This is a genomic window from Pseudomonas sp. RIT357, assembly GCF_000632245.1.
Lineage (GTDB): Bacteria > Pseudomonadota > Gammaproteobacteria > Pseudomonadales > Pseudomonadaceae > Aquipseudomonas > Aquipseudomonas sivasensis.
The window spans coordinates 368,501-380,456 of the sequence record NZ_JFYX01000045.1 but is presented as its reverse complement, the minus strand read 5'-3'; the positions used below and the strand labels follow the sequence as shown (position 1 = coordinate 380,456).

The window sequence follows — 11,956 nt, the reverse complement described above, 5'->3', positions numbered from 1 at the left end:
GCAGCTAGAGGGTGAAGGTGGGCTCCGGCAATCCGGTGACGCCGGGGTTGAGCGCAAACACGCCGCCGGCGATGGACTGGTCGCTCTGGTCATCACGGATCGAGGTGACGAAGAGGGTGTCCAGCCGACTGCCGCCGAAGGCGCACATGGTGGGTTTTTTCACCGGCACGCTCAGGGAGCGATCCAGGCGACCGTCGGGGGTGAAACGGTGGACCAAACCGGCGTCGTTGGCGCAGATCCAGTAGCAGCCTTCGGCGTCAACCGCGGCGCCGTCGGGTCGACCCAGGAAATGGTTCATGTCGACAAACACGCGGCGATTGGACGGCGTGCCGGTCTCGATGTCGTAGTCGAAGGCCCAGATCTGCTGCACCAGCGGGTGGGAATCGGAGGCGTACATCGTGCGGCCATCGGGGCTGAAGGCCAGGCCATTCAGGGTGATGAACCCGTCAAGTTGGGCGTGGGGCGCTGAACCGGACGCATAACGGTAGAGGATGCCTTGCGCCGCATTGGCGCTCATGTTGAGCACCATGCTGCCGGCCCAGAAACGGCCCTGGCGATCACAGCGGCCATCGTTCAGGCGCATGTCCGGGCGCGGGTGTTTGACACTGGCCAGAGGGGTGGTGTCGAGGCTGCCGTCGTTGTGTGCGGTGAGTTGGAAAAAGCCGGTTTCCATGCCTGCGACCCAATTGCCCGCATTGGTGCGGGCGATGCAGGCAAGCATCTGCGGGGCTTTCCAGGCGGCGACATGGCCGTTGCCGGCGCTCCAGCGCTGCAGGCCGCTGTTGGGAATGTCCACCCAGTACAGCGCGTTTTCCTCAGGCACCCATACCGGGCATTCGCCCACGGCATTGCGGGCGTCGACGATCAATTCAGCAGTCATGGCAACTCATTCCCTTGGGTTGATGTGAACTCAGTCACCGAACGGTCCGGCTGCGCAGAATGCGCCACCCTGATAGACCTTGGCCGGGTCATCGGCTGCCACTGGCGGCTGGGCTTCGACCTGGGCGCGGAACACTTCGGACGTGTCCTTGGGCACAAAACCCAGGTGTGCGGCGTGGCGGTTGTCCCACCAGGTGTCGAGGTTATCCGACATGCCGTAGACCACGGTGTGGCCGACGTTCGGCGTGTACAACGCGCGTTCGAGCAGTTGAGTGAGGTCGTCGAAACTCAGCCAGGTATGCATCATCCGGCGGTTCTGCGGTTCCGGGAACGAGGAGCCGATACGGATGCTCACGGTCTCGATGCCGTAGCGGTCGAAGTAGAAGCTGGCCATGTCTTCGCCATAGGACTTGGACAGGCCGTAGTAGCTGTCGGGGCGGCGTGGGGAATGGGCGTCGATGGTTTCGGTCTGCTTGTAGAAGCCGATCACATGGTTGGAGCTGGCGAAGATCACGCGCTTTACGCCATGGCGACGGGCGGCTTCGTAGATATGGAATGTGCCGCTGATATTGGCACCGAGGATTTCTTCAAACGGACGCTCCACCGAGACACCGCCAAAGTGCAGGATGGCGTCGACGCCTTCCACCAAGTGGTGCACGGCTTGTTTGTCGGCGAGGTCGCACGGTTGGACTTCCTCCGAGGCATCGGCAGCCGGGGCCATGGCGGCGATGTCGGACAGGCGCAGTACCTGGGCGTAAGGGCGCAGGCGCTCGCGCAGGACTTTACCGAGGCCACCGGCGGCACCGGTGAGCAGCAGGCGGTTGAAGGGAGCGGGGGTGGTCGTGGTCATGGGGATTCCAAATTTTTGTTGTAGGTTGTCGTATGACTATGCCGAAGTATTGTTAGGGAGCCCCCAGGTTGTCAACGTTCTTGCGGACAGAGTGCGGAGCAAAATGCGGGAGAGGGCTTGCCCTCAATGAGGGCGTGCCAGTGAATGCATCTGCTACTGACCCACCGCCATCGGGAGCAAGCCCCCTCCCACAGGGGATTTTCTTGGGCTGGGAGACTGAGCTCTACAGCAGGGAGATTGGATAGCTGATAAAGATCCGGTTTTCGTCGAACTCGTTGGTGCTGAAATCCCGACGCATGGTCGAGTTCCGCCACTTAACGTTCAGGTTCTTCAACGCACCGCTCTGCACGGTGTAGGCCAGCTCCGACTCACGCCCCCACTCTTTGCCATCAGTGATCGCCCCGGTGTGCACGTTGCTGCCGCTGATGTAGCGGTTCATCAGGGTCAGCCCCGGTACGCCGAGCACCACGAAGTTGAAGTCATGTCGCACCTGCCAGGATTTTTCCTTGGCGTTGTCATAGCTGGCGTTGTAACTGTCGTTGGCCAGGGTGCCGCCGCTGGTGCCGTTGACGCGCATCCACACGCTGTCGCCGGTGAGTTTTTGCAGGCCCACATAGAAGGTGTTGCCGCCGTATTTCGCCGAGAGCAGGGCGAAGGTGGTCTTGTTGTCCAGGTCGCCGGCCAGGGCGCTGCCGTCTTCCTTGCCGCTGAAGAAACCGAGGTTGGCGCCCAACGTCCAGTCGCCTACCGGCTGGCTGTGGGTGAGGTTGACGTAGCGCTGCTGGTAAATGTCGCTCAGTTCGGCGTACCACAGGCCGACCTGGGTGCGCTTGTCATTGAAGCTGTATTCGCCGCCGCCGAAGTTGAACCGGTCGGAGGTGAATGCCGCTTTGCCGTTCATGAACATGTCTTCCATGCTCGCGTCGTTGCGCGGGCTGTTGCCACGGAACTGGCCGCCGTAAAGGGTCAGGCCGGCGATCTCGTTGGACGTCACCTGGCCGCCGCGAAAGGTCTGGGGCAGGGAGCGACCATCGTCGGAACGCAGGATCGGCAGCACCGGCATCCATTCGCCGACCTTCAGTTCGGTCTTCGACAGTCGGGTTTTCAGCGCCACACCCAGGCGTCCGAAGTTGTCGGCGGGGCGGCCGTCATCGTGGATTGGCAGCAATTGGGTACCGCCAGTGCCTTTGCCGCCATCCAGTTTCTGGGAATACAGGCCCAACACATCAAGGCCGAAACCCACCGTGCCCTGGGTGAAGCCCGACTTGGCATCGAGAATGAAACTCTGCGTCCACTCTTCGGCCTTGCCCTGGGCGTTTGCCGGGTTGGTGAAGTTGCGGTTGAAGTAGGCGTTGCGCAGGTTGAGCGTGGCTTTGGCGTCGTCGACAAAACCTTCGGCGTGGGTGATGAGGGGCAGGGTGAAGGCCAGGCCGCCGAGACCGATAAGGCCGATACACGACGAGGAATTACGGGCGAATTGACTCACAGTGACGCTCCCTTTGATTTGTTGTTTTTATTATTTGTTATACGTCGTCGTACAACATCATGGCGGATATTTGCGGGGTTTTCGTGGAGTGTCAAGCAGAAGTTATACGATGACTAAGTGAAGGCGGTAACAGTCAATGTGGGAGGGGCGGTGCGACGATTCGACGTGCCCCCGATAGCAGTGGGTCAGTCACAGATGATGTCGCTGATACACCGCCATCGGAAGCCAGGCGAATCTTCGCTCCGCCCCTTCTATATTCAGTCAGCCAGGACCATCGGCGGCAAAGTGCCGAGGAGCGAAACAGCGGCTACTGCGCAAACACCCAGCAGCCACTCCACCATCACGCTGACCTTCAAACTGCCCAGCTGCTGTTCGCAACGATCAAGGCGCAGCCGGTTCAGCAGTGCCAGGGCCAACATGCCCAACACCAGCATCACCTTGATCAACAGAATCAGGGCAAAACCACTGAACAACGGCGTGGGCCACAGTTGCCCGGTCAGTACGCGCACATTGATCAAGCCAGTCACCAGCAGGCCCGCGACCAGGCCATAGCCCACGCCACTGAAACGACGCAGGACAGGTGCCAGCTCATCACGGTTCGATTGCCTGAGGATCATCACCAGCAGCAATAACCCACCCAACCATGCACCGACGCACATCAGGTGCACCACTTGGTTGAGGATCAACAGCTGCCCGCTCAGCCCGTCGAGCATGGCGCCATGGCCGACCGGCGCGAGGGTCATCAGCAAGAGTGTGATCAGCGGCAGGCGCGGGGCCTTCCACGCGGTCATCAGGGCGATGGCCAGCAACCCATTCAACATCAGATGCCAGGTCCATACCTGGCCAAAAAAGGTCTTGCCCAGCACTAACTGCACGGTTGACGGTTCCAGCGCCGCCGCCCATGAGCCCGCCATGCTGACGGTGATCAACATTAACCAGATCACACCCGACGCGAGGGCAGTCCATGCCAGGCCACGGGTCAGGCGCAACAATTGTCGGTCCAGCACGGGCTGCGGTTTGGCGCCCAGGAGCCAGGGCCTGAACACACAGGCCCCGAACATCAGCAACACGACGATGAAATGCACAAAGCGGCACAGCACCAGCAGCGTCGCCATGGATTATTGGCCGACCTTGAAGCTGTATTCGCCGTTGCTCTTGTGGGTGTCGACCGAGACGGCATTCCACACCACCTTGTAGTTACCGGCCGCCAATGGCGCGGCCGGGGTGACTACGAGGGTTTTCTTGTCGGCGCCTTCGGTATCCAGGCCCTTGATGGCGATTTCGGTGCCGTCCTTGCTCAGGGACACCTTGGTGAAGGTGGCTTCGATGCCTTCGCTGAAGGTCAGGCGCAGATCCTGGGGGGCCGTGACAGTGCTGTCTGCCGCAGGCGTGGCGCTTTTGAGATGAGCATGGGCAAATGCTGCGGAGGCACCCAGCAGGGAGGCGAGCAGGGCGACAGTGGTCAGGGTTTTCTTGATCAACATTGTGCAATACCCATCAATGGTTAGGAGCGGGCAGTGTACGAAGTTTCGACTGCGCCTGTCGCCCCGATCTAGAGCGGGTGGTAGTCTTTGGCGTATGTCTTTGTCAGGGAGCCCTTATGGGCAATCACAAGATCGGAATTCGTCGGATCAACGTCGAAAAAATCCTGCTGGCGGCGGAGAAAATCTTCGCCGAGAAAGGCTACGGCAGCACCGCCATGGCCGACATTGCTGAAGAAGCGCAATTGCCGCGCTCCAACCTGCATTACTACTTCACCACCAAAAGCGAACTGTACAGCGCCGTGCTGTTCGACCTGCTGGAGGTGTGGAAACAGGACGCCCTGAGCTTCGAAACCTTCGATGACCCGCGGGTGGTCCTCAGCAGTTACATCCGCGCCAAGATGCAGCGCTCACGCACGCGGCCCTATGGTTCGAAGGTCTGGGCCAACGAAATCATCCACGGCGCGCCAACACTCGGTGAGGCGCTGGACGAGAGCCTGTACGACTGGGCCAAGATGAAGGAAGCGAAAATTCGCCAGTGGGTGGAAGACAAACGCATCCTGCCGGTGGAGCCGTCGAGCCTGCTGTATATGATCTGGGCATCGACCCAGCACTATGCCGACTTTGACCACCAAGTGAAGATTTTGAATGATCACCAGCCGCTGTCGGATATGCAGTTCGAGAAGGCGATCCAGACGGTGACAGGTGTGATTTTGCGCGGGATTGGGTTGGAGCCTTGAGTGGTGTGGTGGGGCTGAGGGCCTCATCGGGAGCAAGTCGAATCGTCGCACCGCCCCTCCCACCTTTACTGCATTTTGTCTGAAAGAATGCAGACAACTGTGGGAGGGGGCTTTACTGCATTTTGTTTGAAAGAATGCAGACCATTGTGGGAGGGGGCTTGCCCCCGATAGCGGCCTACAGGCCTACACCGCCTCCCGGTAGGGATTCCTCGGATCCTGCGTCCAATTCAAAAACGGCTTGCCCGTGTCGATAGGCACCATCTCGATACAATCCGCCACTGGGCAGGTGATCTGGCACAGGTTGCAGCCCACGCACTCATCATCGATCACCTCGTACTTATGCGTGCCGTCCGCCTGCTTCAAGCTGGCGATGGCCTGGTGCGAGGTATCCTCACAGGCAATATGGCAACGGCCACAGCCAATGCACGCCTCTTGGTCGATCTTGGCGATCACCTGGTAGTTGATGTCCAGGTACTTCCAGTCCGTTGTATTGCCCACCGCCCGCCCGGAAAACTCTTGCAAGCTCGCGTAACCCTGGCTGTCCATCCACCGCGACAGCCCGTCCTTCATCTCCTCCACGATGCGAAAACCATGCAGCATCGCCGCCGTGCACACTTGCACCGCGCCGCAACCGAGGGCGACAAATTCTGCTGCGTCGCGCCAGTTGCCGATGCCGCCAATGCCGCAGATCGGCAGGCCTTTTGTCTGCGGGTCGCGGGCGATTTCCGCGACCATGTTCAAGGCGATCGGCTTGACCGCCGACCCGCAATAACCGCCGTGGGTGCTTTGCGTACCGACGATGGGCAGGGCGACCATACGATCCAGGTCCACGCTGGTGATGGAATTGATGGTGTTGATCAGCGACACCGCATCCGCACCGCCGCGATAGGCCGCCCGCGCCGCTACACGGATGTCGGTGATGTTCGGCGTGAGCTTGACGATCACCGGCAGCGAGCAATAGGTCTTGCACCAGCGCGTCACCTGTTCCACATACTCCGGCACCTGGCCCACCGCCGCGCCCATACCGCGCTCGGGCATGCCGTGGGGGCAGCCGAAGTTCAGCTCGATACCGTCGCAACCGGTGGCTTCCACCAGGGGCAGAATGTTTTTCCAGGACTCTTCAACACACGGCACCATCAGCGACACGATCAGCGCGCGGTCGGGCCAATCCTTTTTCACTTGGGTGATTTCCCGCAGGTTGATTTCCAGCGAGCGGTCGGTGATCAGCTCGATGTTGTTGATGCCCAACACTTCACGGTTGGCGCCGAAGTGCGCCGAGTAACGTGACGACACGTTGACCGCTGCGGGGTCCTCACCCAGGGTCTTCCACACCACGCCGCCCCAACCTGCTTCAAACGCACGCACCACGTTGTACGCCTTATCGGTGGGCGGCGCGGAGGCCAGCCAGAACGGGTTGGGGGCTTTGATACCGGCGAAGACAATCGAGAGATCGGCCATTACGCAGCCTCCACATTAAGCATGAGTTGGGCGTGCATGGCTTCGGCGGCCAGCTTGCCGTGTTGCACTGCCTGTACGGTGAGGTCCTGGCCGAGGCTGACGCAGTCGCCACCGGCGTAGACCCCAGGGATGCTGGTGCGTAGCTGTTCGTCGACGAAGATGCGCTCGCCCACGCGGTGCAGCTGTTGCGCCAGGGGATCGTGCAACGCGTCGTTGTCGAAGCCTTGACCAATGGCCTTGAAGATTGCATCGGCAGCCAGTTCGAAGGTTTCCCCGGTGGGGAGCAGGCGGCCGTTTTCCACGCGGGTGCGGGCGAAGCGCATGCCGCGTACGTGGCCCTTGTCATCCAGCAGCACTTCTTCGGGCTGTGCCCAGGTTAACAGGCGCACCTGATTAGCCTTGGCGATGTCTTGTTCATGGTGAGTGGCGCCCATATCGGCAAGGCCACGGCGGTAGACGAGGTTCACATCGCGTGCGCCGAGGCGGGCCATTTGCACGGCCATGTCGATGGCGGTGTTGCCGGCGCCGAGCACGATGCAGCGGTCGGCCAGGGGCAGTTGAGTCAGGTCATCGGCCTGGCGCAGCTCGCGGATGTAGTCGGTGGCGGCGAGCAGGCCGGGGGCGTCTTCGTGGGGCAGCCCCAGTTGCTTGCTGGCGGCGAGACCCAAGCCGAGGAATACCGAATCGAATTGCTGATGCAGTTCGCTCAAGGTCAGGTTGTCACCCAGGCGCTGGCCGTGGCGGATTTCGATGCCGCCGATTTGCAGGAGAAAATCCAACTCCTTCTGGGCAAAGTCGTCCACCAGTTTGTATTTGGCGATCCCGTATTCATTCAGGCCGCCGGCTTTTTCCTTGGCTTCGAAAATCACCACGTCGTGGCCATGCAGGGCTGCGCGATGGGCACAGGCCAGACCGGCTGGCCCGGCGCCCACCACGGCGATGCGCTTGCCGGTGGAAGCGGCGCGCTGGAAGGGGTGTTCGCTGAAGTGCGCATTGTCGATGGCGTAGCGTTGCAACAGGCCGATCAGTACGGGCGCGCATTCTTCGCTGTTGTTACGCACGCAGGCTTGTTGGCAGAGAATTTCGGTGGGGCAGACCCGGGCGCAGCTGCCGCCGAGGATATTGGCCGAGAGGATTTTCTGCGCGGCGCCCTGGACGTTGTCGGTGTGGATATTGCGAATGAACGACGGGATGTCGATTTCGCTGGGGCACGCGTTCACGCACGGGGCGTCGTAGCAATACAGGCAGCGCGAGGCTTCCAGTTGGGCCTGGCGGGCGTTGAGGGGCGGCGCCAGGTCGGTGAAATGGCTGGCGAGGGTGGCCCCGTCTTCATGGGGATGGGGGAGGTGGGTCAGGGTCTGGATCACGGTGTTGGCCTCACGGTTATTGAGGTGCTGCCTCTGATGGGCATTGGTTTTTTGTGTTGTCTGTTTGGGCCTCATCGGGGGCAAGCCCCCTCCCACATTCGACCGAGTTGTATCTGAATGAATGCGGTCAAGCGTGGGAGGGGGCTTGCCCCCGATGGCGGTCTCAGCGCTTCACAGCAACCGGCCTGGAATGCTCCGCCCGCTTGCTCAACTGCTCAAACACCGACGGATACGCCGGCCGTTCCACATACCGCCCGGCCCCGCGTTCGGCGCGCAGGTCGCCATCGGCCCAGACCAGTTTGCCCTGGCTGATGGTGTGGCTCGGCACGCCGCGCACGGTCTTGCCTTCGAAGATGTTGAAGTCGACCTTTTGATGGTGCGTCTTGGCGGAAATGGTCCGCGTGCCTTCGGGGTCCCACAGCACCAGGTCGGCATCCGCACCCACGCGGATCGCGCCTTTGCGTGGGTACAGGTTGAAGATCTTCGCGGTGTTGGTGGAGGTCAACGCGACAAACTCCTGCATCGACAGGCGCCCGGTATTGACGCCTTCGTGCCACAGCAGCGCCATGCGGTCTTCGATACCGGCGGTGCCGTTGGGGATCTTGCTGAAATCGTCACGCCCGGCAGCTTTTTGCTCGGCGCAGAAGCAGCAGTGGTCGGTGGCGGTGGTGTGCAGGTTGCCCGATTGCAAGCCATGCCACAGCGCTTCCTGGTGCCCGCGCGGGCGGAACGGTGGACTCATCACATAGCCGGCGGCGGTTTGCCAGTCGGGGTGTTGGTAGACGCTGTCGTCCAGCAGCAAGTGGCCGGCGAGCACTTCGCCGTACACCGCCTGGCCCTTGCCACGGGCATAGGTGATTTCATCCAGCGCTTCTTTGGTGGACACGTGCACCAGGTACAGCGGCGTGCCGATCGTCTCGGCGATACGGATCGCACGGCTGGCCGCTTCACCTTCTACCTGGGACGGGCGCGACAGCGGGTGCGCCTCCGGCCCGGTGATGCCCTGGGCCATCAACTTGCGTTGCAGGTGATACACCAATTCGCCATTTTCGGCATGCACGGTGGGCACGGCGCCGAGTTCCAGGCAGCGCTCGAAGCTGGCGACCAGGGTGTCGTCGGCCGCCATGATTGCGTTCTTGTAGGCCATGAAGTGCTTGAAGCTGTTGATGCCGTGATGGCTCACCAGCTCGGCCATTTCCTCGCGCACCTGTTCGCTCCACCAGGTGATTGCCACGTGAAAGCCGTAGTCGGATGCCGATTTTTCGGCCCAGCCGCGCCATTGGTGAAACGCTTCCATCAAGGACTGCTGCGGGTTGGGGATCACAAAATCGATGATGGAGGTGGTGCCTCCGGCCAAGCCCGCTGCTGTGCCACTGAAAAAGTCTTCACTGGCCACGGTGCCCATGAAAGGCAGTTGCATGTGGGTATGGGGGTCGATGCCGCCGGGCATCAAGTATTGGCCGCTGCCATCGAGTATTTCAGTGCCGGCGGGAATATCCAGATCCGTGCCAATGGCGCGAATTAGACCGCCTGCGCATAACACATCGGCGCGGTAACTTTCATCATGGGTAATAACGGTAGCGCCACGGATCAACAGCGACATGTCGAGTTCCTCACAGGCTTGACCGGCTTATGCCAGTTCTAAGTGTTGTAATGCTGCTGCCGATGGTCGGTTAATTCCTGTCATCGGTGACAGGAATAGAAACTAGCCCGAGTTTTTCGATTGAGCAAGAAGATTTTTAATAAGCTTATATCTATATTAAGTATCTGATTTATAAGGATTAAAAATTAAAATCACCAAAATGTAGCGGCCTCTCACCATTTTGACGCACTTGACAGGATCTCAATATGAGCAACATTTCTTATTGCAAATCAGACGGTTGAGATATGCCTCTTGACGGGGCTGGGAAATAAAAATAATTGTGTTGCACCAGATTGAGTCCTGACAGTTCGGGCAACTTCTACGTTATTCGGCCTGAGTCACGTGGCAAGTACCGCAGGTTCAATCGGAAAGCTGATTAACATCAGTCAGTTATATGAGCGGTAAGGGTGTGGTAGCGGTTTTCGGCACGGTTATTGAGTGCAGAAACGGCTGGCCGGGCCCGTGATGTCATGTTGTTTACGAGGTACTCCGGCCACCTGCACTCACCACGCAGGTGAGCAAAAATAATTCGAAAAAACCGTGGAGCGGCCATGCAACAGAACAGATCGCAAGTCATAGAACGCAACGGCCTGTACGAACTCGACGCCGGCCCCGACGTCCTCGACAGCCCTCGCTATAACCACGACATGGCACCGACCAAGGTGCATGAACGAACCTGGAACAAATGGCACATCACCGCGCTGTGGGTCGGCATGTCGATCTGCGTGCCCACCTACACGCTGGGTGGGGTACTGACCGCTTACTTCGGGTTGTCGGTGGGCGAGGCGCTGATGGCGATTTTGCTCGCCAATATCGTGGTGCTGATTCCGCTGACCCTCAACGCCTTCCCCGGCACCAAGTACGGCATTCCGTTCCCGGTGTTGCTGCGTTCGTCCTTCGGGATCCTCGGTTCCAACGTGCCGTGCCTCATCCGCGCGCTGGTGGCGTGCGGCTGGTTTGGTATCCAGACGATGTTTGGCGGACTGGCGATTCACCTGTTCCTGGGGTCGATTTTCGAGGGGTGGAAGTCCCTAGGCGGCACCGGTGAAGTGATCGGCTTCATGATTTTCTGGTGCCTGAATTTGTGGGTCGTATTGCGTGGCGCCGAGTCGATCAAGCGCCTGGAAACCCTGTCGGCGCCGTTGCTGGTAGCTGTGGGCATTGGCCTGCTGGTGTGGGCGATGCCGAATGTATCTATCAGCGAGTTGATGGCTATTCCTCCCAAGCGCCCTGAGGGGGCGAGCCTCACCGGTTATTTCATGGCCGGCCTTACCGCGATGGTGGGCTTCTGGGCCACCTTGTCGCTGAATATTCCCGATTTCAGCCGCTACGCCAAAAGCCAGAAGGACCAGATCCTCGGGCAGATTTTCGGCCTGCCGCTGACCATGTTTCTGTTCGCCGCCCTCGGCGTGATCATGACCGCCGCGTCAGTGAAGCTGGTAGGCGTCAGCGTGTCCGATCCGGTGACCCTGATCGGTCATATCCAGAGCCCGGTGTGGGTGGCCGTGGCCATGGCGCTGATCATCGTCGCGACCTTGTCCACCAACACTGCTGCGAACATCGTCTCGCCCACCAACGACTTCCAGAACATCGCGCCCAAGCTGATCAACCGCACCACGGCGGTGATCCTCACCGGCCTGGTCGGGCTGGTATTGATGGGCCATGAACTGCTGAAAAAACTCGGCCTGATCGTCTCGGATGTGAGCCTGGAAACCGTGTATTCCAACTGGTTGCTGGGTTACTCAAGTTTGCTGGGCCCGATCGCCGGGATCATGGTGGTGGACTACTTCATCACCCGCAAACAGCAACTGGACCTGGCCGGTTTGTACCGCGACGACGTATACCCGGCGTGGAACTGGAGCGGCTTTATCGCCTTTGGCGTGCCGGTGGTGTTGACGTTGCTGTCGTTGGGCAGTGATGCGTTCAGCTGGTTCTACAGCTACGGCTGGTTTACCGGTTCGGCGTTGGGCGGGTTGTTGTATTACGGCCTGAATGCCAGGCGCGGAATCAGCCCGGTCGTTGTCAATTCATAAGAAATACAAGCCTGAGGAGA

The 11,956-nt window shown here is 60.2% G+C and carries 10 protein-coding genes; 2 read left to right on the top strand and 8 right to left on the bottom strand.

The window, feature by feature from the left end; translation table 11 throughout:
* Nucleotides 1-4: 4 nt before the first annotated feature.
* From BW43_RS05975 to copC, 5 genes are all read right to left on the bottom strand, one after another.
* A complete protein-coding gene (locus tag BW43_RS05975; protein WP_032889941.1) occupies nt 5-880 on the bottom strand; it encodes an SMP-30/gluconolactonase/LRE family protein in 876 nt (291 codons plus the stop codon).
* A 30-nt stretch (nt 881-910) separates the two neighbouring features.
* Complete coding sequence (locus BW43_RS05980) at nt 911-1,729, bottom strand: NAD(P)-dependent oxidoreductase (protein ID WP_032889940.1); 819 nt, start codon at nt 1,727-1,729, stop codon at nt 911-913.
* Nucleotides 1,730-1,952: 223 nt separating this feature from the next.
* Nucleotides 1,953-3,215 (bottom strand): OprD family porin, encoded by a 1,263-nt coding sequence (locus BW43_RS05985; protein WP_032889938.1) that lies wholly within the window; start codon nt 3,213-3,215, stop codon nt 1,953-1,955.
* Between the two features lie 257 nt (nt 3,216-3,472).
* Nucleotides 3,473-4,330, bottom strand: coding sequence for a copper homeostasis membrane protein CopD (copD, locus tag BW43_RS05990; protein ID WP_032889936.1), 858 nt, complete (start codon nt 4,328-4,330; stop codon nt 3,473-3,475).
* A 3-nt stretch (nt 4,331-4,333) separates the two neighbouring features.
* Nucleotides 4,334-4,699 carry a copper homeostasis periplasmic binding protein CopC gene (copC, locus tag BW43_RS05995; protein ID WP_032889934.1) on the bottom strand — a complete coding sequence of 122 codons (366 nt, stop codon included), beginning with the start codon at nt 4,697-4,699 and terminating at the stop codon, nt 4,334-4,336.
* 116 nt (nt 4,700-4,815) lie between these two features.
* Between copC and BW43_RS06000 the strand changes: the two genes are divergently transcribed.
* Nucleotides 4,816-5,436: a TetR/AcrR family transcriptional regulator gene (locus tag BW43_RS06000; RefSeq protein ID WP_032889933.1), complete on the top strand. Its 621-nt coding sequence runs from the start codon at nt 4,816-4,818 to the stop codon at nt 5,434-5,436.
* A gap of 183 nt (nt 5,437-5,619) precedes the next feature.
* Here the strand turns inward: BW43_RS06000 and preA are convergent, their stop codons facing one another.
* From preA to hydA, 3 genes are all read right to left on the bottom strand, one after another.
* On the bottom strand, nt 5,620-6,894 hold the full coding sequence (preA, locus tag BW43_RS06005) for an NAD-dependent dihydropyrimidine dehydrogenase subunit PreA (RefSeq protein ID WP_032889931.1): 1,275 nt from the start codon (nt 6,892-6,894) through the stop codon (nt 5,620-5,622).
* Entirely contained in the window at nt 6,894-8,261 is a 1,368-nt protein-coding gene (locus BW43_RS06010; RefSeq protein ID WP_032890056.1) for an NAD(P)-dependent oxidoreductase, read from the bottom strand. Before BW43_RS06010 ends, preA begins: the two co-directional genes overlap by 1 nt.
* Before the next feature lie 163 nt (nt 8,262-8,424).
* Nucleotides 8,425-9,864, bottom strand: coding sequence for a dihydropyrimidinase (gene hydA, locus BW43_RS06015; RefSeq protein WP_032889929.1), 1,440 nt, complete (start codon nt 9,862-9,864; stop codon nt 8,425-8,427).
* 590 nt (nt 9,865-10,454) lie between these two features.
* On the opposite strand from hydA, the gene BW43_RS06020 reads away from it, so the two are divergent.
* Nucleotides 10,455-11,936, top strand: coding sequence for an NCS1 family nucleobase:cation symporter-1 (locus BW43_RS06020; RefSeq protein ID WP_032889926.1), 1,482 nt, complete (start codon nt 10,455-10,457; stop codon nt 11,934-11,936).
* The last annotated feature ends 20 nt before the right edge of the window (nt 11,937-11,956 follow it).

Coding starts and splice junctions, on each gene's coding strand:
- BW43_RS06000 (WP_032889933.1), top strand. CDS start 4,816: ATGGGCAATCACAAGATCGGAATTCGTCGGATCAACGTCGAAAAAATC.
- BW43_RS05975 (WP_032889941.1), bottom strand. CDS start 880: ATGACTGCTGAATTGATCGTCGACGCCCGCAATGCCGTGGGCGAATGC.
- hydA (WP_032889929.1), bottom strand. CDS start 9,864: ATGTCGCTGTTGATCCGTGGCGCTACCGTTATTACCCATGATGAAAGT.
- copD (WP_032889936.1), bottom strand. CDS start 4,330: ATGGCGACGCTGCTGGTGCTGTGCCGCTTTGTGCATTTCATCGTCGTG.
- copC (WP_032889934.1), bottom strand. CDS start 4,699: ATGTTGATCAAGAAAACCCTGACCACTGTCGCCCTGCTCGCCTCCCTG.
- preA (WP_032889931.1), bottom strand. CDS start 6,894: ATGGCCGATCTCTCGATTGTCTTCGCCGGTATCAAAGCCCCCAACCCG.
- BW43_RS06020 (WP_032889926.1), top strand. CDS start 10,455: ATGCAACAGAACAGATCGCAAGTCATAGAACGCAACGGCCTGTACGAA.
- BW43_RS05980 (WP_032889940.1), bottom strand. CDS start 1,729: ATGACCACGACCACCCCCGCTCCCTTCAACCGCCTGCTGCTCACCGGT.